The organism is Enterobacter sp. BNK-16 (genome assembly GCF_048684955.1).
Lineage (GTDB): Bacteria > Pseudomonadota > Gammaproteobacteria > Enterobacterales > Enterobacteriaceae > Enterobacter > Enterobacter bugandensis.
In genome coordinates this window covers 1,427,158-1,447,857 of sequence record NZ_JBLQTQ010000001.1, presented here as the reverse complement: position 1 = coordinate 1,447,857, position 20,700 = coordinate 1,427,158, and the positions used below count along the sequence as shown (strand labels likewise).

The window sequence follows — 20,700 nt, the reverse complement described above, 5'->3', positions numbered from 1 at the left end:
GGTCGGGGATCATAGAGGGTGAAAATTGACTCCTCTGTTCAAAAATTATGAACAAGCCCAGAGGAGCCGTTTTTGCTTATTTCGCGAGGGTTACCGTGGCAGGAGAAGCCTGCTCGAATGCCCGTTCAAGGATTTCAAGGTTGGTCAGAACGTCAGATTCCTTGACGTAATTCGGCGCGCCGCTGGTAAGGGTTTCATACAGCGCATCGTAGACGCGGCCATAGTCGCCGGTTTCCGGTTTCAGCTCTTCTTTGACCGTTACGCCCTCATCGTTCACGTACTCCAGCACGCCCACGGAATCGTCCGCCGCAAAGCGCGGTTCGCCCGGCATGATGTTGGCCTTCAGGCTGGTCTCCTGCTGGTCAATGCCGTACTTAATGAACGAGCCTTTGGTGCCATGAACGATAAATTTCGGGTAGTCGATTTTCACCAGGTGACTGGTTTTAACGATAGCCTTAAGGTCGCCGTAGAACAGCTGCGCCTCGAAGGTATCGTCCGGGTTGGCTTTATTGCGCAGGCTGCGGATGTCGTAAGCCACGTGGTCCGGGCGGCCAAACAGGGAGATGATCTGGTCCATGGTGTGTACGCCCAGACCATAGAACGAGCCGTCCTGCGGCAGGCCGGGCTGGGTTTCCGCCACCGGGCGGTAGTAATCGAAGTGGCTTTCGATTTCCACAATGTCGCCAAGCTTGCCGCTCTCAATCGCCTTTTTCGCCGTCAGGAAACAGCTGTCAAAGCGACGGTTCTGATACGGGGTAACGGTTAGCCCTTTGCTTTTCGCCAGCGTAAACAGCGCTTTCGCTTCGGCAATGGTCGGGGTGAACGGCTTTTCCACCAGCACGTTCTTGCCCGCTTCGAGCGCGCGTTTCGCATAGTCAAAATGGCTGTCGGCATGGGTGCAGACAACCACCAGCTTTACCTGCGGGTCATTCAATACTTCATCGAGATCGCTGGTGAAGTGAATGTGGGAATACTGCGGGGATTGCTCTTCCGGCTTCGCGCGGCGGCGGTAAATATGGGCCACATGCCAGGTGTCTTTACGGTGGAGGACATACGGAAGGTGGTAACGCGTGGTGCTTTTGCCAAATCCAATAAATGCGCAATGTAGTGTCATGGCTCAGTCCTTTTAGAAGGTTACTGAGTTTAACCATAACAAAAAAAAAGCCAGCGAGAAGCTGGCTAAAGTAATACTGGAAGCAATGTGAGCAATGTCGTGCTTTCAGGTTCCCGTAGGGGTCCTCCTGAATGCAAAGCAATAATAATCATTCTCATTCGCACTTGTCCAATACTTTTTGCAAAAAATAGCGGTTGACTCAAATTTTAAAGTCATTGATGTTGGAGGGGACTTTTAACCGACTGAGGAACAAGGAATGAGTGAGATAGTGATACGCCACGCTGAACCGAGAGATTACGATGCCATTCGTCAGATCCACGCCCAGCCGGAGGTGTACCACAACACGCTACAGGTTCCTCATCCCTCAGAGCAGATGTGGCATGACCGGCTAACCGATCAGCCCGGCATTAAACAGCTGGTGGCTTGTATCGACGGGACCGTCGCCGGGCACCTGTGCATTGCCGTCGCACAACGCCCGCGTCGCAGCCACGTTGCCGATTTCGGTATTTGTGTGGGTGCGCAATGGCAAAATCGGGGCGTTGCCAGCGCGCTGATGCGAACCATGATTGATATGTGCGACAACTGGCTGCGCGTCGATCGCATTGAGTTAACAGTATTTGTTGATAACGAACCGGCAATCGCGGTGTACAAAAAGCACGGGTTCGTAATTGAAGGCACCGGCAAGCGCTACGCCCTGCGCAACGGCGAATATGTGGACGCGTACTTCATGGCGAGAATGAAGTGACACATTCCCCTCTCCCCTTTGGGGAGAGGGTTAGAGTGAGGGGAATAATCAGTACCCCGCCGTCAAATCATCCACCGAACGCGGATCCGACGCGCCAAACAGCGCGCCGTCTGGCCCCACCATAATGCTCTGGGTGCTGCCCATCGCCTCTTTCACCGCAACCTTCTGTCCGCGCTGCTCCAGAAGCTTGATGGTGTCCGGGCTAAAGCCCTTCTCCACGCGCAGCTCGTCCGGCAGCCACTGATGATGGAAACGCGGCGCATTGGTCGCCTCGGCGACGTTCATGCCAAAGTCGATGCTGTTCACCACCATCTGTAGCACGGTAGTTATGATGCGGCTCCCGCCAGGGCTGCCGGTCACCAGCCAGGTTTTCCCGTCTTTCACCACGATGGTTGGCGACATGGACGACAGCGGACGCTTCTTCGGCCCCACCGCATTCGCATCGCCGCCGACCAGCCCGTAGACGTTTGGCACGCCCGGCTTGGCGGAGAAGTCATCCATCTCGTTGTTCAGCAGAATGCCGCTGTTGCCCGCTACGATCCCGGTACCAAAGGTGGTGTTGAGCGTATAGGTTACCGCCACCGCATTGCCGTCTTTATCCACCACCGAGAAGTGCGTCGTCTGGTTGCTTTCATACGGCGCCAGCTTGCCGGGGCGGATCTCGCTCGACGGCTTAGCCTTGTTGATGTCGATCTGATCGGCAATGGATTTTGCATATGCCTTGTTGGTCAGCGCCTGCCACGGCACCTTCACGAAGTCCGGATCGCCGAGGTATTCCGAGCGGTCGGCATAGGCGCGTTTTTCCGCCTCCGCCATCACCTGCATGGCATCTGCGCTGCCGAAGCCGAACTTGTGCATATCAAAGTTTTCAAGAATATTGAGGATCTGCACGATGTGAATGCCCCCGGAAGACGGCGGCGGCATGGAGAACACCTCGTAGCCGCGGTAGGTGCCGCTAATCGGCTCGCGCTCCACCGCCCTGTATTCCGCCAGATCCGCTTTGGTGATAAGCCCGCCGTTCTTCTGCATCTCTTCGGCAATCTGGTCGGCAATCGCCCCTTTGTAGAACGCGTCCGGGCCGTGCTCCGCAATCAGCTCCAGGCTTTTGGCGAGATTCTTCTGCACCAGCTTATCGCCCTTCTTCAGCGGTTCACCGTCCTTCCAGAAGATCGCCTTGCTGTTTTCGTGATTGGGAATGACTTCACTGCCGTAGGTCTTGAGGTCGTCCGCCAGGGCGTCATTGACCACAAATCCCTCCCGCGCCAGCCTGATGGCAGGCTGCACCACCTTGTTCAGCGGCATCGTGCCGTATTTTTCCAGCGCCAGCGAGAAGCCCGCAACGGTGCCCGGCGTGCCGGAGGCGAGGTGCGAGGTCAGGGATTTTTTGCTGTCCGGGTTCCCCTGGTCGTCGAGGAACATATCGCGGGACGCCTGAGAAGGCGCCATTTCGCGGAAGTCGATGGCCGTGGTTTTACCGTCTTTGGTGCGCAGCATCATAAAGCCGCCGCCGCCCAGATTCCCCGCCTGCGGATGCGTTACCGCCAGCGCATAGCCGACGGCGACCGCTGCATCCACCGCGTTACCGCCCTGCTTAAGAATATCGACGCCCACTTGGGTCGCCAGCGCGTCAACCGAGGCCACCATGCCGTGCGTGGCCCGCACGGGGTGAAAAACATCCTCCTCCACGCCGTAAGAGACGGGAGGAGCGGCGGGCGGGTTGGCCGCCACGGTAAATGTGCCGCCTGCCATCAGCGCGGCGATGGCGACCCAGCGCAAGAAGGTTGGTTTCATCATTATTGTTCTCCAGGTGAAGGGATCCATATTCCCCGCTTAAGCCTGGTTCACAACTCCTAAAAAATCATCGTCATGGTGAAATCAGAGTAAACTTAAGAGAGGCCTCAAGAGGAGGAAATGACAATGAAACGCTTGATGATTCTTGCGGCGCTGATCCCGTTTGCCGCGCTCGCACAGCCACTCAACACCATGAATAACCCGAACCAGCAGGGTTATGTCATCCCGAGCCAGCAGCGTATGCAGACCGAGATGATGAGCCAGCAACAGCAGCAGAAAGGGATGCTCAATCAGCAGCTGAGAACGCAGACCCAGATGCAGCAGCAGAGCCTGCAAAACCAGATGAACGCCAACACCCAGCGCGTGCAGCAGGGACAGGTGCGCGAGCAGCCGCTGCCAAATAAAAACGGCGGGATGTTAGGGGGCGGTATGTCGCAAAGCAGCGGTCAGCAGCATATGCTGCCGACCCAGCAGAACGGCAGTATGCTCAATAAATAAATTTCGGGCCGATCTGGTCAATCGCATCGGTACAGATACTGTCCACGCCCCAGCGCAGCAGCTCGGCTGCGCGCTGGGGTTTGTTAACGGTGTAGACCAGAATATGCAGACCCGCGTCTTTCAGCATTTTCACCCGCGCCTCATCCAGCAGCTTGTGGTTCAGATGGATAGAGACGCAGCCTAAGCGGCCCGTCAGTTCACGCCAGTCCTCACGCCACTCGTCCAGCAGCAGCCCGCGCGGCAGCTCAGGTACAGCTGCCTGTGCGGCCTCCAGCGCGTCGATGTCAAACGACGACAGCAGCGGCGCGGTCATGCCTTCCCACAGCTCGCGCGCGGCAAGGGCAATCACTTTGCCCGTCAGCGGCCCGGTGCCGGTGGTCGGTTTGATTTCGATATTCGCCATCATGCCGTGCTGGCGACAGCGATCGGCCACTTCCGCCAGCAGGGGCAGCGGTTCGCCTTTGAACTCGCCGCTATACCAGCTTCCGGCGTCCACCTTCAGCAGATCGCGCCACGGCAGTTCACCCGCCACGCCCCAGCCGTTGCTGGTGCGTTCAAGGTTGTCGTCATGCAGCAGGAAAATTTCGCCGTCCTTCGACAGCTTGGCGTCGAACTCGATCATCGTGTGGCCGTAGCGCGCGCCGACATCGATCGCCGCCAGAGTGTTTTCCGGGGCCAGCTTACCGCCGCCGCGGTGGGCGACGACGTGGGGATAAGGCCAGTTGCTCATACTCGTTGTCCTGTTTCACCGTCAAAAAGGTGCAGATGGTTTTCCGGAAGGTGGAGCCACAGCGTGCTGCCCGCTTTCGGGCGCTCCTGATGCGCCAGGCGCACCACAATTTTTTGCTCGCCCCAGCGCCCGTGCGCCAGGTTATCTGCACCCAACATCTCCAGCGTGTCCATCACCAGCGGCACGCCGCCGTCCGCCTGAGAGGTTAAACCAATATGCTCGGGGCGGATACCGAGCGTCATCTTACGCCCGGCGTAGCCACGATAGTACCAGTTGATCGGCAGCGCCATCCCGCTTTCCAGTTCAAAGTGGGTGCCCGCGCTGCTGATGCGCCCTTCCAGCAGGTTCATCGCCGGGCTGCCGATAAAGCTCGCCACAAAGCGGGTGGCCGGTTTTTCGTACACTTCCACCGGGGTGCCAATCTGCTCGGCAACGCCTTTGTTCATTACCATCACGCGCTGGGCGAGGGTCATCGCTTCGACCTGATCGTGGGTCACGTACAGTGACGTGGTTTTCAGACGACGGTGCAACTGCTGCAGCTCAAGGCGCATCTGCACGCGCAGCTTGGCGTCGAGGTTAGACAGCGGCTCGTCGAACAGGAATACCGCCGGGTCACGCACGATGGCGCGCCCCATCGCCACGCGCTGGCGCTGGCCGCCGGAGAGCTCGCGCGGGCGGCGCTTCAGCAGACCGTCGAGTTCCAGAATGCGCGCGGCTTCTTTCACGCGCTCCTCGATATGGCCTTTGCCCATGCCGCGGATTTTCAGCCCCCAGGCCATGTTCTCTTCCACGCTCATGTGCGGATAGAGGGCGTAGTTCTGGAACACCATCGCGATGCCCCTGTCTTTCGGCTCCATCTCGGTGACGCGCTGGCGGTCAATCCAGATGTCCCCCGAGGTCACGCGCTCCAGCCCCGCCACCATGCGCAGCAGCGTGGATTTGCCACAGCCGGACGGGCCGACCATCACGATAAATTCGCCGTCCGCCACGTCGAGCGTCAGCGGCTGAATGACCTGGGTTTTACCGTCCCAGCTTTTGGTAACTGCCTGAAGTTTTAAACCTGCCATCTTATTTCTCGCTATCGACCAGGCCGCGGACAAACGCGCGCTGCATGGCTAAAACAATGACTACGGGTGGGATTAGGGTGAGCAGCATCGCCGCCATCACCTGGTTCCAGAGGGTGGTGCCTTCACCGGTGGCAATCATGCCTTTGATGCCCGCCACGGCGGTGCCGAGGTTGACGTCCTGAATAATCAGCAGCGGCCACAGGTACTGGTTCCAGCCGTAGATAAAGGTGATCACAAACAGCGCCGCAAGGTTGGTTTTCGACAGCGGCAGCACGATGTCGCGGAAGAAGCGCATCGGGGAGGCACCGTCGATGCGCGCGGCCTCAATCAGCTCGTCCGGCAGGGTCATAAAGAACTGGCGGAACAGGAAGGTGGCGGTCGCCGAGGCCATCAGCGGCAGGGTTAAGCCCGCGTAGCTGTCCAGCATCTTCAGGTTGGCGATCACCTCCACCGTCGGGAAGATACGCACCTCCACCGGCAGCATCAGGGTGATGAAAATCATCCAGAAGAACAGGTTACGCAGCGGAAAGCGAAACCAGACGATGGCGAAGGCCGAGAGCATCGACACCGTGATTTTGCCCACCGTAATGCCGAACGCCATGATGAAGCTGTTGAGCATCATCAGCCAGAACGGCGCGCTGTTGGCGCCCACGCCCTGGGTCCAGATGGTTTTCATGTTCTCGAAAAGATGCCCGCCCGGGATCAGCGTCATCGGCGTGTCGAACACCGCTTTGGTGTCCAGCGTGGCGGCGACAAAGGCCACGTACAGCGGGAACAGGATGACGATAATCCCTAAAATCAGCATGGTATGGCTGAAAATCGTCAGCCCGCGACGGTTCTCAATCATTGGTAGCGCACCTTACTTTCAACATAGCGGAACTGCACCACCGTGAGGATGATGACGAGGAACATCAGCACGACGGACTGGGCGGCAGAAGCAGAGAGATCCAGCCCCGCAAAACCTTCGCGGTAGATCTTATAAATAAGCGTCGTTGTCGCCTGCACCGGGCCGCCTGCGGTGGCGGCGTCGATCACCGGGAAGGTGTCGAAGAAGGCGTACACGAGGTTAACCACCAGCAGGAAGAAGCTCACCGGGGCAATCAGCGGCAGGGACAGCCTGAAGAAGCGCCGAATCGGCCCTGCGCCGTCAATCGCGGCGGCCTCCACCAGTGAACGCGGGATGGACTGCAGCGCGGCAAAGAAGAACAGGAAGTTATAGCTGATCTGCTTCCACACCGAGGCGAACACCACCAGGAACATCGCCTGACCGCTGTTCTGGGCGTGGTTCCAGTCGTAGCCGAACTCTGCCAGGAAGTGAGTAATCAGCCCGCGTCCGGGGTTAAACAGGAAGATCCACAGCACAGCGGCAACGGCGGGGGCCACGGCGTAAGGCAGCAGCATCAGGGTCTGATACAGGCGGCTGCCGCGCACCACGTAATCCACCAGCGCGGCGAAAAACAGCGAGGCAACAAGGCCGCTGACGGTGACCAGCGCGCTGAACTTCATCGTCGTCCAGAAGGAGTCCAGGTAGTAGCTGTCATGGAATAGCGCGGTAAAGTTGTCCAGCCCGACAAACTGGCTGGAGAGCCCGAACGGATCGACGCTTTGTACCGAGTACCACAGCGCTTCGCCCGCAGGCCAGATAAAGAAGATAACGGTGATGACCAGCTGAGGCGCGACCAACAGGTACGGCAGCCAGCGGGAGCGAAACACCGGACGGGATGAGGACATGGAGATTGGGTTCCTGAACAATGCCGGGTGGCGGCTGCGCCTTACCCGGCCTGGATGGGGCACGTCGTAGGCCCGGTAAGCGCAGCGCCACCGGGCGAATCACAAATTACGATTTCGTCGACTGCTCAAAGCGGCGCAGCAGCTGATTCCCGCGCTCTACTGCGGAATCCAGCGCCTGCTGTGGCGTTTTCTTCCCGGTCCACACGCTTTCAAGCTCTTCATCCACGATGGTGCGGATCTGCGGCATGTTGCCCAGACGGAGGCCTTTAGTGAACGGCAACGGCGGCTTGTTCAGCATCTGACGCGTCGCGATGTCCGCACCCGGGTTTTTGCTGTAGAAGCCCTGCTCGCGGGTCAGGTCATACGCGGCTTTGGTGATCGGCAGGTAGCCGGTCTTCTGGTGCCATTCAGCAGCGTTTTCCGGCTTGGCCAGGAAATCCAGAAACTCGGCGACGCCTTTGTAGGTGCCCTTATCTTTACCCTGCATCACCCACAGGCTCGCCCCGCCGATGATGGCGTTCTGCGGCGCGCCCTTCACGTCAGCGTCGTACGGCATCATGCCCACGCCGTAGTTGAATTTGGCGTAGTGACGAATATCCGCCAGCGAGCCGGACGAGGCGGTGGTAATGGCGCAGTCGCCGTTGTAGAACTTCTCGGTGGATTCGTCTTTACGCCCGAAGTAGCTGAAGTCGCCCTTCTTGTTCAGATCGGCAAGCAGCGCAATGTGCTTCACCTGCTCCGGCTTGTTGAACTCGAGTACCGCGTCGGTGCCGTCGAAGCCATTGTTTTTGGTGGCAACCGGCAGGCCGTGCCAGGCGCTGAAGTTTTCAATCTGGATCCAGCCCTGCCAGCCGCTGGCGTAGCCGCACTTCATGCCCGCCGCTTTCAGCTTCGCGGTGTATTCGGCCAGGTCCTGCCAGGTTTTTGGCGGCTGCTCCGGATCTAAACCGGCTTTTTTGAAGGCGTCTTTGTTGTAGTACAGCACCGGTGTGGAGCTGTTAAACGGCTGGGACAGCAGGTGACCGGTTTTGGAATCGGTATAGTAACCCGCTACGGTCGGCACGAACTGGGATTCATCGAAGTTGATGCCCGCCTCTTTGAACACTTCATACACCGGCTTGATGGCTTTGGAGGCCATCATGGTGGCGGTGCCCACTTCATAAACCTGTAACAGCGCAGGCGCGTTACCGGTACGGAAGGCGGCGATGCCCGCGCTCAGGCTCTGCTCGTAGTTACCTTTGTACACCGGCACAATTTTGTAATCCGGATGGGTGTCGTTGAAACGCTGCGCCAGGGAGTCAACCTCTTTACCCAACTCCCCTTCCATGGAATGCCAGAACGGAATGGTGGTCACAGCCATTGCGTTCGTCGCAAAAGCCAGACCCAGTGCCAGACCCAAAGCTGTGTGTCGTAACGATGTCATTGTCATCTCTCTTATTGTGCCGGATGCGCGATATCACGCGTTTTATGCTCGCGAGGTAACATGACATGCTCGAATGACAGAAAAATAACTGTTTGTTTACAGATAAGTGACAGTAAAGGGTCAGGGGGATGATGGTTGTGTGAAGGGAATTAGGTGCTTCATTGGGTGCGGTCTGGTGCCCTCACCCCGGCCCTCTCCCACAGGGAGAGGGAGAAAACACTAAAAAAGGCAACTTGCGTTGCCTTTTTGCTTTTATCTAACCGCCTAAATACGCGCTCCGCACCGCTTCGTTCGCCAGCAGCGCGTCGCCGGTGTCTTCCAGCACCACGCGGCCGTTCTCCAGCACGTAGCCACGGTCAGCGAGCTTCAGCGCCTGGTTGGCGTTCTGCTCGACGAGGAAGATGGTCATCCCCTCTTTACGCAACTGCTCGATGGTGTCGAATATCTGCTGGATGATGATCGGCGCCAGACCGAGCGACGGTTCATCCAGAAGCAGCAGACGCGGCTGGCTCATCAGCGCGCGGCCAATCGCCAGCATCTGCTGTTCACCGCCGGACATTGTACCGGCGCGCTGAATGCGGCGCTCCCACAGGCGCGGGAAGAGTTCGTACACCCACTTGATGCGGGTCTGGTATTCATCGCGGTGAGCGAAGAACCCGCCCATCGCCAGGTTCTCTTCCACCGTCATGCGGGAGAAGACGCGGCGCCCTTCCGGGACAATCGCCACCGCCTCACGCATGATTCTGGCGGTCTGCCAGTCGGTAATGTCTTTACCATCGAACACAATCCGACCGCTGGTGGCGCGCGGGTCGCCGCACAGGGTGCCGAGCAGCGTGGTTTTGCCCGCGCCGTTGGCGCCAATCAGGGTGACGATTTCACCCTGATTGATGTGCAGGCTGACGTCGTGCAGCGCCTGGATCTTGCCGTAGTGCGCATTGACCTTGTCGAACGTTAACATCGCTTTTTCCATCTTATGCCTCACCAAGGTATGCGCGGATCACGTCCGGGTTGTTGCGGATCTCTTCCGGCGTGCCGTTTGCCAGCGGCGTGCCCTGGTTTACCACGTAGATACGGTCCGAAATGCCCATCACCAGCTTCATGTCGTGCTCAATCAGCAGGATGGTGGTGTCGTGATGATCGCGCAGCTCGGCAATCAGCTCGTCCAGCTCTTTGGTCTCTTTCGGGTTGAGGCCCGCTGCCGGTTCGTCGAGCATCAGGATCTCCGGCTGGGTCACCATGCAGCGCACAATCTCCAGTCGACGCTGGTCGCCATAGGCCAGGTTGCTCGCCTGACGGTTGGCGTGCTGCAGCAGGCCGATGCGGTCGAGCCAGGTGGCGGCGCGATCGAGCGCCTCCTCCTGCGCGCGGCGGAAGGCCGGGGTTTTCAGCAGGCCGGAGAACAGGCCGGTTTTCAGCTGCTGATGCTGTGCCACCAGCAGGTTCTCAATCACCGTCATCTCGCGGAACAAACGCACGTGCTGGAAGGTACGCACCACGCCCATGCGGGCAATCTGCTGGCCCGGCAGCCCTTCCAGGTGCTGGTCGCGCAGCATGATGGTGCCGCCCGTCGGCTTGTAGAAGCCGGTCAGGCAGTTAAAGACCGTGGTTTTCCCCGCGCCGTTCGGGCCAATCAGGGAGACGATCTCTTTTTTATGCAGGTCCAGGTTCACGTTGTTGACCGCCAGCAGGCCGCCAAAACGCATCATCAGACCGTTTACGGATAATAATGGCTGACTCATGCCTGCTCTCCTTTCGCTTCCACATTCTTAAGCTTCAGCTGTGGACGCGTCATCGGCAGCAGACCCTGCGGACGCCAGATCATCATCAGCACCATCAAACCACCCAGCATCAGCATGCTGTATTCGTTAAAGTCGCGCATTAGCTCGCGGGAGACCACCAGCAGGATAGCCGCGAGGATAACGGCGAACTGCGAGCCCATCCCGCCGAGTACCACAATCGCCAGCACAAAGGCCGATTCGGCAAAGGTGAACGACTCGGGGCTGACGAAGCCCTGACGCGCGGCGAACAGCGTGCCGGCGAAACCGGCAAACGCGGCGCTGATGGTGAACGCGGTCAGCTTGATGCGGGTCGGGTTCAGGCCCAGAGAGCGGCAGGCGATCTCATCTTCGCGCAGCGCTTCCCACGCTCGGCCCAGCGGCATGCGCAGCAGGCGGTTGATCACGAACAGGGTGATGACCACCAGCAGCAGCGCCACCAGATAGAGCCAGATCACGCGGTCAGAGGGGTCATATTTGATGCCAAAGAAGTTGCTGAAGGTATCCCAGCCGCCTTCGCGGGCGGTACGGCTGAACTCCAGGCCGAAGAAGGTCGGCTTCGGGATCTGGCTGATGCCGTTCGGGCCGCCGGTCACTTCGGTGTTGTTGAGCAGCAGGATACGGACGATTTCACCGAAGCCTAAGGTCACAATCGCCAGGTAGTCACCGCGCAGGCGCAGCACCGGGAAGCCGAGCAGGAAGCCTGCGGCGGCAGAGACCAGCCCCGCCAGCGGCAGGCAGGTCCAGAAGCCCAGGCCGTAATAGTGGTTCAGCAGCGCAAAGGTGTACGCGCCGATAGCGTAGAAACCGCCGTAGCCCAGCACCAGCAGACCAGAGAGACCGACCACCACGTTCAGACCGAGGCCGAGGATCACGTAAATCATGGTCAGGGTGGCGATGTCCACCGTGCCGCGCGACACCATAAACGGCCACGCCACGGCAGCCACCAGCAGCGCCACGAGGAACAGCTTCTGTTTGACCGTTGTACCGTCGATCGCCGGCAGGACGAATTTCGGTCCGGAGACATTTTTCAGCGTTTTCTGGAACAGCGGGCGCAGCAGCTGGAACAGGAACACCACGGCGGTGCCGATAAAGACCCACTGCCAGCGAATATCAGCTGCAGTATCGACAACGAGTTTGGTGCCATTCAGCTCAAGCTGGACGCCCATAAAGACGCTGGCCAGCACGAAAAACATGGCGGCAGAGAGCAGCGCCATTGCAAAATGCATCGGTTTCATACTTTCTCTACCTCCGGACGGCCCAGAATACCGGTAGGCATCACCAGCAGAACCAGAATCAGCAGGGCAAACGACACCACGTCTTTATATTCGGTGCTCAGGTACGCCGAGGAGAGCGCTTCCGCCACGCCCAGGATCAGGCCGCCAATCATCGCGCCCGGAATACTGCCGATGCCGCCCAGTACCGCCGCGGTGAAGGCTTTCATCCCGGCCATAAAGCCGATGTACGGGTTAATTACGCCGTAGAACTGGCCGAGCAGCACGCCAGCCACCGCCGCCATCGCCGCGCCAATCACGAAGGTCAGGGCGATCACGCGGTCGGTGTTGATGCCGAGCAGGCTCGCCATCTTCAGGTCTTCCGCGCACGCGCGGCAGGCGCGTCCCATGCGGGAGTAGCGGATGAACAGGGTCAGGGCGAGCATGGCGACAAAGGTCACGACCCAGATCACCAGCTGCATCGTAGTAATAGAGGCTGAGAAGTTTTCGCTGGCCCCCACAATCCACTGGCCGTTAAACAGGCTTGGCAGCGCCACGTCGCGCGAACCTTCGGTCAGGCTGACGTAGTTTTGCAGGAAGATCGACATCCCAATCGCGGAAATCAGCGCAATAAGACGCTTGGAGCTGCGCACCGGCCGGTAGGCCACGCGCTCAATGCTCCAGCCGTAGGCGCTGGCGATCACGATCGCGCCAACAAACCCGGCGGCGACCAGCAGCCAGCTGCTGTCGATGCCCATCATCATCAGCGCGGCGATAATCATAAAGGAGACGTAGCTACCGATCATGTACACCTCGCCGTGGGCGAAGTTGATCATGCCGATAATGCCGTAAACCATCGTATAGCCGATGGCGATCAGCGCGTAGGTGCTTCCCAGCGTGACGCCGTTAAACATCTGCTGCAAAAAGTAGAGAAACTGCTCGGACATATGCAAACCTTTTTATACCCGCCCGGTGAGCCGGGCGGTGGGATAATTATTTGGCGACCGAGGACGAACCGTCGGCGTGCCACTTAAAGACACCAAACTCAAATCCCTTCAGATCGCCTTTCTCATCCCAGTTCAGCGGCCCAATCACGGTGTTCGCCCCGTGTGCTTTTAAATCTTTCACCAGATCCAGCGGCTCTTTGCTGCCGGTACGCTCCAGCGCGGTTGTCAGAGACTGCACAGCCGCGTAAGTGATCCAGACGTATGGACCACTCGGATCTTTCTTCTGCGCCTTGAGCGCATCCACGATAGCCTTGTTGGCCGGATCCTGGTCATAGCGTTTTGGCATCGTCACCAGCATGCCTTCGGCAGAATCCCCTGCGATGTTCGACAGGGAGGCGTTGCCCACGCCCTCTGGCCCCATAAACTGGGTTTTCAGACCGGTGGCGCGCGCCTGGCGCAGCATCTGGCCCATTTCCGGGTAGTAGCCGCCGTAGTAGACGAAGTCGATGTTCTCTTTTTGCAGACGGGCTATCAGCGCGGAGAAGTCTTTTTCGCCTGCGGTAATGCCGTCGAAGAAGACGATGTTCGCGCCGCCTTTTTTCAGGCCGTCCTGCACGGAGCGCGCCAGGCCTTCGCCGTACTGCTGCTTGTCATGAATTATGGCGATACGCTGTGGCTTAACGGTCTCGAGGATGTATTTGGCCGCAGTTGGCCCCTGGGAGGAGTCCAGACCGGCGGTACGCATGATGTGCTGGTAGCCGCGCTGGGTCAGCTCCGGGTTGGTGGCGCCCGGAGTGATCATCAGAATACCTTCGTCTTCGTAGATATCGGACGCGGGCTGGGTGGAGGATGAGCACAGGTGGCCGATGACGTACTGAATCCCGTCGTTGACGATTTTGTTGGCGACCGCAACGGCCTGTTTCGGATCGCAGGCGTCGTCATACTCCACGCCTACCAGCTTGTCGCCCTTGATGCCGCCTTTGGCGTTGATGTCTTTGATGGCCTGACGCGCGCCGTTAAACTCCATGTCACCCCACTGGGCAACAGGGCCGGACATCGCACCGACTACCGCAACTTTAATCTCTTCCGCCATGGCCGCATGCGAGATCGCCAGTGCAACCATTCCCGCGATAAATGTCTTCGCGTTCCTTTTCATCTCAGAATCCCCATTCGTGATGTCGTGTTTATATTTTGTTTTATTATGGTTAAAAAGCATTCTGTACTTTTAATGAACAACGCTATTTTTACCAGTGCCTTTAATGGTTTAGCGCAGTTTTTTGTCAAAAACCAGACTAAAATCTCTATTTTTCAGGCGATTAAGGAAAGATAATATTCTGAAATCAGGCAGAGATAAACAAATAAAAGTGCAGTTTGCAGCATAAAATAACGGTACAAAGCGCCGAATAAATCACTGCCATTCAGGTTAAAATTCTGCTTATTTTTCGATCCATGTGTTTTCACACTGCCCATTGCATTGCTAAAAAACTAATCACCTGGTTAATGAGAATAAAAAGAGGAAGCCGCTGAGTGAATAAATTGAGTACACTGCCTCTACTCAATTTGATTTGGACAAGCTGCTAATGAAACTGACTATCGTGCGTCTGGTGACCTTTAGCGACCAGGATCATATCGACCTGGGCAAGATCTGGCCGGAATATTCCCCTTCGTCGCTGCATGTCGACGAGAACCATCGCATTTATGCCGCGCGCTTCAACGAGCGCCTGCTGGCCGCGGTTCGCGTGACCCTGAGCGGCACGGAGGGAGCGCTGGACTCGCTGCGCGTGCGTGACGTGACCCGTCGTCGCGGTGTGGGACAGTATTTAATTGAAGAAGTGATCCGCGAAAACCCGAACGTAAACTCATGGTGGATGGCCGACGTGGGCGTGGAAGACCGCGCCGTGATGGCAGCGTTTATGCAGGCGTTAGGGTTTACGGCGCAGGAGAGCGGGTGGGAGAAGCGCTAAAAGAAAGCCGGGTGGCGGCTGCGCCTTACCCGGCCTACAATTTCTACCGCATTTTCCCAAGCATTTCGTGTTGCAGGAAGGCGGCAAGTTATGAAATCCCCGGGAACTTACATAAGTAAGTGACCGGGGTTGAATAACGCAGCCAACGCACCTGCGGCGCGAAAGGCGACGGGAAAATTATTTGGCGTCAGTTGCCGTTCCGTTCGCATGCCAGTCAAACACGCCGAACTCAAAGCCCTTCAGATCGCCCTTTGCGTCCCAGGAGAGCGGCCCCATCACGGTCTCGACCGTGTTCGCTTTCAGCCAGGTGGCAATCTCAGCCGGATCGGCTGACTGATTCAGACCTGCCTGCAGAGACTGCAGCGCTGCGTAGGTTGTCCAGACGAACGCGCCGCTTGGATCCTGCTTCTTCGCCTTGATGGCATCTACGATAGGTTTGTTCGCTGGCACCTGGTCGTAGTTCTTCGGCTTGGTCACCAGCAGACCTTCGGCAGATTCACCCGCGATGTTAGACAGGGAAACGTTCGCCACGCCTTCCGGGCCCATGAACTGGGTTTTCAGACCCGCCGCGCGCGCCTGGCGCAGGATCTGGCCCATTTCCGGGTGGTAGCCGCCGTAGTAAACGAAATCGATATTCTCTTTCTTCAGACGCGCCACCAGGGTGGAGAAGTCTTTCTCGCCAGCGGTGATCCCATCAAAGAAGACCACGTTGGCATTGCCTTTTTTCAGACCGTCCTGCACCGCACGGGCCAGACCTTCACCATACTGCTGTTTGTCGTGAACAATCGCGATACGCTGCGGCTTCACTTTTTCCAGGATGTACTTAGCCGCCGTTGGGCCCTGATCGGAGTCCAGACCGGTGGTACGCAGGGTCAGCTTGTAGCCGCGCGCGGTCAGCTCCGGTGCGGTCGCAGCCGGGGTGATCATCAGGATACCTTCGTCTTCGTAGATGTCAGACGCGGGCTGAGTAGAAGAGGAGCACAGGTGACCGATAACGTATTTGATGCCGTCGTTGACCACTTTGTTCGCCACCGCGACCGCTTGCTTCGGGTCACAGGCATCGTCGTATTTTACGATCTGCAGTTTTTCGCCCTTGATGCCGCCCTTAGCATTAATGTCTGCAACTGCCTGTTCTGCGCCCGTAAATTCCTGGTCGCCGTACTGTGCTACCGGACCGGACATTGCGCCCACCACGGCCACTTTAATATCTGCCTGCGCCATGGTGCTGAATGCCAACGCGATACATCCTGCCAGTAACGCTTTACCCTTCATGTTCATCCTGAGATTCCCCATTATTATGGTTATTACGATTGTTGTGATGTTGTTGTGCAGCGCTTTATTTCAGTTATTGGTGTGCTGTTCGCGCTTTTTCAGCATACTCTGCTAAAACATACCCCATTTTTATGATTTTGGAATAGCTAATTTGAAATGAATATATGATAAGCCCGACAGGATTTACCGCCGGGCTGGTGGCTTTAACGTGTCAGCGACGCGGAGATAATGTCCAGCGCTTTGCGAAACTGCGCTTCGGGGATGGTAAGCGGATAAAGGAAGCGGATCACGTTGCCGTAAACGCCGCAGCTCAGGAGCAGCAACCCTTCGTTCAACGCGCGCTCCTGCACCTGCCGGGTGAATTCCGGCGACGGTTGCCCGGATTGCGGATCGTTAAACTCCACCGCGACCATCGAGCCCTGGGCACGGATGTCGGCGATGAACGGACAGTTTTCCTTCGCTTTGTTGAGCACTTCTACCAGATGATGGCCGAGGTGCGCCGAGCGCGTGCAGAGATCTTCCTCATCAATCACGTCCAGCACCGCGTGCGCCGCGGCAATCGCCAGCGGGTTACCTGCGTAGGTACCGCCCAGACCGCCAGGTGCAGGCGCGTCCATCACCTCGGCGCGGCCCGATACCGCTGAGAGCGGCATCCCGCCCGCGAGGCTTTTTGCCATGGTGATCAGGTCCGGCTTCACGCAGTGGTGTTCCATCGAGAACAGCTTGCCCGTGCGGGCGAAGCCGCTTTGCACCTCGTCGGCAATCAGCAAAATCCCGTGGGTATCACACAGGGCGCGCAGCGCCTGCATAAAATCAGCGGGCGCAATGTTGAACCCGCCCTCTCCCTGAACCGGTTCGAGAATAATGGCCGCCACCTGGTCTGGGGCGATATCGGCCTTAAAGATGCGCTCCAGGCTTTTTAATGCTTCCGCCGTGCTGATGCCGTGCAGACCGTCAGGGAATTGAGCGTGGTATACCGAACCGGGGAACGGGCCGAAACCCAGCTTGTACGGCGCGACCTTACCGGTCAGTGCCATGGTCATAAAGGTGCGCCCGTGGAACGCGCCGCCGAAGGTGATAAGGCCGGGGCGTCTGGTATACGCGCGGGCAATTTTGACCGCGTTTTCGACCGCTTCAGCACCCGTCGAGAAGAAGGCGGTTTTGGCCGGGCCGTCAATCGGCACGCGCTGGTTGATGCGCTCGGCAAGCGCCACATAGCCCTCATACGGCACAATCTGGTAGGCCGTGTGGGTAAAAGCGTGGAGTTGTTTTTCGATAGCGGAGATAACTTTGGGATGGCGATGGCCGGTATTCAGCACCGCGATCCCGGCGGCGAAGTCGATGTACTCATTGCCTTCCACGTCCCACACCGTGGCGTTTTCGGCTTTATCAGCATAGAAGTTACACATCACGCCGATGCCGCGCGGCGTCGCCTGTAAACGCCGGTCATTCAGTTCGTTATTTTTCACCCTGACCCCCTGAGAAAATCGCCTGCTTAGCGCATCAGTAAGTGTTTGCCAGGGGGGAGAAATTCGCCAGAGCGGGCGCTAAAAAAACAAAACCCCCGAATTTGCATTCGAGGGCTCTCGGTGTACTTCGCGGTAATTACGCTTCGATAGCAGCGCGAAGTTTTTTCATGGCGTTCTTTTCAAGCTGACGGACACGTTCAGCAGAAACGCCGTAGCGGTCGGCCAGCTCCTGCAGCGTGGACTTGTTGTCTTCGTCCAGCCAGCGGGCGCGGATAATGTCCTGGCTACGCTCGTCGAGGCCTTCCATCGCATGGGTCAGCTTGTTCGCGGCCTGATCTTCCCAGTTGTCCTCTTCAATGCCGTCGGCAAAGTTAGAGGTTTTATCCTGCAGATACAGAACCGGTGCCATCGGCTGGCTGTCAGATGCGTCGTCGTCGGAGGACATATCAAAGGTCATGTCCTGCGCGGCCATACGGGATTCCATCTCACGGACGTCTTTGCTGGATACACCCAGCTCGCGCGCCACCATTTCCACTTCATCCTGATTGAACCAGCCCAGACGCTGCTTGGTTTTACGCAGGTTGAAGAACAGCTTACGTTGCGCTTTTGTCGTGGCGACTTTCACGATACGCCAGTTGCGCAGCACGTATTCATGAATTTCTGCTTTGATCCAGTGTACGGCGAAGGAGACCAGTCGCACGCCCACTTCCGGGTTAAAGCGACGTACAGCCTTCATCAGGCCGATGTTACCTTCCTGAATCAAGTCCGCCTGCGGCAGGCCATAGCCCGCATAGTTACGAGCAATGTGAACAACAAAGCGCAGGTGAGACAGGATCAGCTTTTTCGCTGCTTCCAGATCGCCCTGGTAATGCAGCTTTTCAGCAAGCTCCTTTTCTTCCTCGGCCGTTAACATCGGCCAGGTGTTCGCAGCCCGGATGTAAGATTCCAGGTTACCAACAGGGGCTAAAGCTAAAGTTTGCATTTCTTTGGTCATTCATTCCTCTCAATGTTTCTTCTGGTCCAGGCTGTCCCCGTCAGGCAACAACCATGCCAAAGCGTTTGAGCAACGAGATTAGCATTCACTCTTTTATCAGACAGTGATTTTATCCACAAGTTCCAGGTGCAACGGTGAATAAATTACGCACAAAATGTGACATGGAGATGATAACAGGGGAAGAGACAACAGGGACGCTTTCCCTGCAGAGCGAACATCTCGGTGCAGGGAAAGATTATATCACGCTTTTATTAGTCGGGAGTAAAGTGGCGTAAATGTTGAACCGTTGCCAGCCATGCGGCAATCCAGCCGATCATGGAGCACACCAGCAGCAACAGAAGGCACTCATCGAAGCCTAAGCCACTGATATCAAACTTAGTTCCGAAAACCTGCGCCACTTCTGTGACGGCAGACGAAAGCCGCATCACCAAAATTTCTGACAATATCAGTGAAAGAAATGCGCCGGAGAAACCGAGCAGTGCGCCACCGTAGAGGAACGGACGCAGGATGAAACCATCCGTTGCGCCAATCAGTTTTTGCACGTTGATGGTATCGCGACGCGCAAAGATGCTCAGACGCACGCTGTTACCGATGACGAGGAACACCGCCGCCACCATCAGCACGCCGATCATCGCCGACACGCGCCCCACCAGCCCGGTCAGCGCCGCAAGACGGGCAAACCAGCTGTCGTCCATGCGCACTTCATCAATCCCGTTGATGCGTGTGATGCGGTCGCGCAGGGTATTCAGAGAATCGGTACCCTGGAAATCCAGCTTCGGGATCACCACCGCCACGGCGGGCAACGGGTTCTCTTCCAGCATGTCCAGCGCGCCGCCAAAGCCTGACCAGTTACGGAACTCGCCCAACGCTTCTTCACGGGAGAGATAATTCACCTTCTCCACGCCCTGCTCGGCCTGGATTTGCCCGACCACCTGCGCCGCCGCGTTATCGTCGAGCGCTTTATCCAGATAAACGGTGATCTGCGGTGACGGGTAATACTGCGACGCCGCCTGGTTGACGTTCTTATAGACCATGTAGCAGACGCTTGGCAGCGTCAGGGAGATGGCGATCACCATCACCGTCAGGAACGTCGCCAGCGGTTTGCTTTTCAGGTCCTGCAGCGCGCCGTGGAAGGCGTAGCGCACCTGTTCGTTAAACACGTTGGTCTTGCGGGAGGCCGGTTTCGGCGCCGCTTTCTGGCGCTTAGGCGCATTACGATTGCCGTCACCGCCGCCCTGCGGCTTACGGAAACGGTCGAACCGGTTCCCGAACTGCCGAATCTGGTTCATTGCATCACGCTTGTTCACCGTGGCCTCCGTGCAAATGCCCGTCGCTCAGGGTCAGCATGCGGTACGAACGACGGGAAATAAGCCCCATGTCGTGCGTCGCCATCAGTACCGTTACCCCTACGCGGTTGAATTCCTCAAACAGACGCAAAATCCCTTCAGACAGGGCATCGTCCAGGTTACCGGTCGGTTCATCCGCCAGCAGTACGGCAGGCTTGTTCACCACCGCGCGGGCGATGCCCACGCGCTGCTGTTCACCGCCGGAAAGCTGGATCGGGAAGTTCTTCGCTTTGTCCAGCAGCCCGACCTTGTCCAGCGCCGCAGAGACGCGACGGCGGATATCGTCATAGCTGGCGCCGGCAATAATCAGCGGGATCGCCACGTTATCGAAAACGGTGCGATCCATCAGCAGGTGGTGATCCTGGAAAATCATGCCGATCTGACGACGCAGAAACGGCACTTCACGGTTTTTCAGACGGCTAATTTCGTGGCCGCTGAACCAGATTTTCCCGGCGCTTGGCCGTTCGATCCCACAGATAAGCTTGAGCAGGGTACTTTTCCCCGCGCCGGAATGGCCGGTCAGGAATGCCATCTCGCCTGGCTGCAGGTGGAACGTCACCCCCTGCAGCGCTTGTCTCCCACCGAGATAGGCCTTGCTGACGTGTTCAAAGCGAATCATT

The 20,700-nt window shown here is 57.8% G+C and carries 20 protein-coding genes; 3 read left to right on the top strand and 17 right to left on the bottom strand.

The window, feature by feature from the left end; all coding sequences use genetic code 11:
- Nucleotides 1-76 precede the first annotated feature (76 nt).
- Complete coding sequence (locus ACMGGH_RS06925; protein WP_232949035.1) at nt 77-1,114, bottom strand: oxidoreductase; 1,038 nt, start codon at nt 1,112-1,114, stop codon at nt 77-79.
- Nucleotides 1,115-1,370: 256 nt separating this feature from the next.
- Between ACMGGH_RS06925 and yhhY the strand changes: the two genes are divergently transcribed.
- A complete protein-coding gene (gene yhhY / locus ACMGGH_RS06920; RefSeq protein ID WP_063155548.1) occupies nt 1,371-1,859 on the top strand; it encodes an N-acetyltransferase in 489 nt (162 codons plus the stop codon).
- 48 nt (nt 1,860-1,907) lie between these two features.
- On the opposite strand, the gene ggt is transcribed toward yhhY, so the two are convergent.
- Nucleotides 1,908-3,653 carry a gamma-glutamyltransferase gene (gene ggt / locus ACMGGH_RS06915; RefSeq protein WP_074171895.1) on the bottom strand — a complete coding sequence of 582 codons (1,746 nt, stop codon included), beginning with the start codon at nt 3,651-3,653 and terminating at the stop codon, nt 1,908-1,910.
- Nucleotides 3,654-3,776: 123 nt separating this feature from the next.
- Here ggt and ACMGGH_RS06910 point away from each other — a divergent pair, with 123 nt between their 5' ends.
- The gene (locus ACMGGH_RS06910) at nt 3,777-4,148 is read left to right on the top strand and encodes a DUF2756 family protein (RefSeq protein ID WP_182034401.1); all 372 of its coding nucleotides are present in this window, start codon (nt 3,777-3,779) and stop codon (nt 4,146-4,148) included.
- Here the strand turns inward: ACMGGH_RS06910 and ugpQ are convergent.
- The 10 genes from ugpQ to livK form a co-directional block, all read right to left on the bottom strand.
- Nucleotides 4,138-4,878: a glycerophosphodiester phosphodiesterase gene (gene ugpQ, locus ACMGGH_RS06905; RefSeq protein ID WP_069733686.1), complete on the bottom strand. Its 741-nt coding sequence runs from the start codon at nt 4,876-4,878 to the stop codon at nt 4,138-4,140. The two genes, ACMGGH_RS06910 and ugpQ, sit on opposite strands and share 11 nt — an antisense overlap.
- Nucleotides 4,875-5,945 carry a sn-glycerol-3-phosphate import ATP-binding protein UgpC gene (locus ACMGGH_RS06900; protein WP_048957463.1) on the bottom strand — a complete coding sequence of 357 codons (1,071 nt, stop codon included), beginning with the start codon at nt 5,943-5,945 and terminating at the stop codon, nt 4,875-4,877. Before ACMGGH_RS06900 ends, ugpQ begins: the two co-directional genes overlap by 4 nt.
- A 1-nt stretch (nt 5,946) precedes the next feature.
- Nucleotides 5,947-6,792 carry a sn-glycerol-3-phosphate ABC transporter permease UgpE gene (ugpE, locus tag ACMGGH_RS06895; protein ID WP_028015153.1) on the bottom strand — a complete coding sequence of 282 codons (846 nt, stop codon included), beginning with the start codon at nt 6,790-6,792 and terminating at the stop codon, nt 5,947-5,949.
- The gene (ugpA, locus tag ACMGGH_RS06890; protein ID WP_023618241.1) at nt 6,789-7,676 is read right to left on the bottom strand and encodes a sn-glycerol-3-phosphate ABC transporter permease UgpA; all 888 of its coding nucleotides are present in this window, start codon (nt 7,674-7,676) and stop codon (nt 6,789-6,791) included. The genes ugpE and ugpA overlap by 4 nt, the downstream gene beginning before the upstream one ends.
- A gap of 106 nt (nt 7,677-7,782) precedes the next feature.
- Nucleotides 7,783-9,099: a sn-glycerol-3-phosphate ABC transporter substrate-binding protein UgpB gene (ugpB, locus tag ACMGGH_RS06885; RefSeq protein WP_023310025.1), complete on the bottom strand. Its 1,317-nt coding sequence runs from the start codon at nt 9,097-9,099 to the stop codon at nt 7,783-7,785.
- A 256-nt stretch (nt 9,100-9,355) separates the two neighbouring features.
- The gene (gene livF / locus ACMGGH_RS06880) at nt 9,356-10,069 is read right to left on the bottom strand and encodes a high-affinity branched-chain amino acid ABC transporter ATP-binding protein LivF (RefSeq protein WP_008500102.1); all 714 of its coding nucleotides are present in this window, start codon (nt 10,067-10,069) and stop codon (nt 9,356-9,358) included.
- Nucleotide 10,070: 1 nt separating this feature from the next.
- The gene (gene livG, locus ACMGGH_RS06875; protein ID WP_028015149.1) at nt 10,071-10,838 is read right to left on the bottom strand and encodes a high-affinity branched-chain amino acid ABC transporter ATP-binding protein LivG; all 768 of its coding nucleotides are present in this window, start codon (nt 10,836-10,838) and stop codon (nt 10,071-10,073) included.
- Nucleotides 10,835-12,112: a high-affinity branched-chain amino acid ABC transporter permease LivM gene (locus ACMGGH_RS06870; RefSeq protein WP_045631383.1), complete on the bottom strand. Its 1,278-nt coding sequence runs from the start codon at nt 12,110-12,112 to the stop codon at nt 10,835-10,837. The genes livG and ACMGGH_RS06870 overlap by 4 nt, the downstream gene beginning before the upstream one ends.
- Nucleotides 12,109-13,035 carry a high-affinity branched-chain amino acid ABC transporter permease LivH gene (gene livH, locus ACMGGH_RS06865; protein ID WP_028015147.1) on the bottom strand — a complete coding sequence of 309 codons (927 nt, stop codon included), beginning with the start codon at nt 13,033-13,035 and terminating at the stop codon, nt 12,109-12,111. The genes ACMGGH_RS06870 and livH overlap by 4 nt, the downstream gene beginning before the upstream one ends.
- A 46-nt stretch (nt 13,036-13,081) precedes the next feature.
- Entirely contained in the window at nt 13,082-14,191 is a 1,110-nt protein-coding gene (livK, locus tag ACMGGH_RS06860; RefSeq protein ID WP_232949034.1) for a high-affinity branched-chain amino acid ABC transporter substrate-binding protein LivK, read from the bottom strand.
- A gap of 424 nt (nt 14,192-14,615) precedes the next feature.
- Between livK and panM the strand changes: the two genes are divergently transcribed.
- Nucleotides 14,616-14,999, top strand: coding sequence for an aspartate 1-decarboxylase autocleavage activator PanM (gene panM, locus ACMGGH_RS06855; protein ID WP_049137662.1), 384 nt, complete (start codon nt 14,616-14,618; stop codon nt 14,997-14,999).
- 177 nt (nt 15,000-15,176) lie between these two features.
- Here panM and livJ read toward each other — a convergent pair whose 3' ends face one another.
- The 5 genes from livJ to ftsE form a co-directional block, all read right to left on the bottom strand.
- Nucleotides 15,177-16,277, bottom strand: coding sequence for a branched chain amino acid ABC transporter substrate-binding protein LivJ (livJ, locus tag ACMGGH_RS06850; protein WP_072201786.1), 1,101 nt, complete (start codon nt 16,275-16,277; stop codon nt 15,177-15,179).
- 197 nt (nt 16,278-16,474) lie between these two features.
- Entirely contained in the window at nt 16,475-17,740 is a 1,266-nt protein-coding gene (locus ACMGGH_RS06845; RefSeq protein WP_059357298.1) for a 4-aminobutyrate--2-oxoglutarate transaminase, read from the bottom strand.
- A 136-nt stretch (nt 17,741-17,876) separates the two neighbouring features.
- Nucleotides 17,877-18,734 carry an RNA polymerase sigma factor RpoH gene (gene rpoH / locus ACMGGH_RS06840; RefSeq protein WP_028015143.1) on the bottom strand — a complete coding sequence of 286 codons (858 nt, stop codon included), beginning with the start codon at nt 18,732-18,734 and terminating at the stop codon, nt 17,877-17,879.
- Between the two features lie 251 nt (nt 18,735-18,985).
- Nucleotides 18,986-20,041, bottom strand: a complete 1,056-nt coding sequence (gene ftsX, locus ACMGGH_RS06835; RefSeq protein ID WP_028015142.1) for a permease-like cell division protein FtsX — start codon at nt 20,039-20,041, stop codon at nt 18,986-18,988.
- Nucleotides 20,028-20,699, bottom strand: coding sequence for a cell division ATP-binding protein FtsE (gene ftsE, locus ACMGGH_RS06830; RefSeq protein WP_003861525.1), 672 nt, complete (start codon nt 20,697-20,699; stop codon nt 20,028-20,030). The genes ftsX and ftsE overlap by 14 nt, the downstream gene beginning before the upstream one ends.
- Nucleotide 20,700 lies beyond the last annotated feature (1 nt).

Excerpts from the sequence above, each read along its gene's own strand:
- livJ (WP_072201786.1), bottom strand. The coding sequence starts at position 16,277 with ATGAACATGAAGGGTAAAGCGTTACTGGCAGGATGTATCGCGTTGGCA.
- ugpE (WP_028015153.1), bottom strand. The coding sequence starts at position 6,792 with ATGATTGAGAACCGTCGCGGGCTGACGATTTTCAGCCATACCATGCTG.
- ggt (WP_074171895.1), bottom strand. The coding sequence starts at position 3,653 with ATGATGAAACCAACCTTCTTGCGCTGGGTCGCCATCGCCGCGCTGATG.
- ugpA (WP_023618241.1), bottom strand. The coding sequence starts at position 7,676 with ATGTCCTCATCCCGTCCGGTGTTTCGCTCCCGCTGGCTGCCGTACCTG.
- livH (WP_028015147.1), bottom strand. The coding sequence starts at position 13,035 with ATGTCCGAGCAGTTTCTCTACTTTTTGCAGCAGATGTTTAACGGCGTC.
- ACMGGH_RS06910 (WP_182034401.1), top strand. The coding sequence starts at position 3,777 with ATGAAACGCTTGATGATTCTTGCGGCGCTGATCCCGTTTGCCGCGCTC.
- livF (WP_008500102.1), bottom strand. The coding sequence starts at position 10,069 with ATGGAAAAAGCGATGTTAACGTTCGACAAGGTCAATGCGCACTACGGC.
- rpoH (WP_028015143.1), bottom strand. The coding sequence starts at position 18,734 with ATGACCAAAGAAATGCAAACTTTAGCTTTAGCCCCTGTTGGTAACCTG.
- ugpQ (WP_069733686.1), bottom strand. The coding sequence starts at position 4,878 with ATGAGCAACTGGCCTTATCCCCACGTCGTCGCCCACCGCGGCGGCGGT.
- livG (WP_028015149.1), bottom strand. The coding sequence starts at position 10,838 with ATGAGTCAGCCATTATTATCCGTAAACGGTCTGATGATGCGTTTTGGC.
- ACMGGH_RS06870 (WP_045631383.1), bottom strand. The coding sequence starts at position 12,112 with ATGAAACCGATGCATTTTGCAATGGCGCTGCTCTCTGCCGCCATGTTT.
- yhhY (WP_063155548.1), top strand. The coding sequence starts at position 1,371 with ATGAGTGAGATAGTGATACGCCACGCTGAACCGAGAGATTACGATGCC.
- ftsE (WP_003861525.1), bottom strand. The coding sequence starts at position 20,699 with ATGATTCGCTTTGAACACGTCAGCAAGGCCTATCTCGGTGGGAGACAA.
- ACMGGH_RS06900 (WP_048957463.1), bottom strand. The coding sequence starts at position 5,945 with ATGGCAGGTTTAAAACTTCAGGCAGTTACCAAAAGCTGGGACGGTAAA.
- panM (WP_049137662.1), top strand. The coding sequence starts at position 14,616 with ATGAAACTGACTATCGTGCGTCTGGTGACCTTTAGCGACCAGGATCAT.
- ugpB (WP_023310025.1), bottom strand. The coding sequence starts at position 9,099 with ATGACATCGTTACGACACACAGCTTTGGGTCTGGCACTGGGTCTGGCT.
- ACMGGH_RS06925 (WP_232949035.1), bottom strand. The coding sequence starts at position 1,114 with ATGACACTACATTGCGCATTTATTGGATTTGGCAAAAGCACCACGCGT.
- livK (WP_232949034.1), bottom strand. The coding sequence starts at position 14,191 with ATGAAAAGGAACGCGAAGACATTTATCGCGGGAATGGTTGCACTGGCG.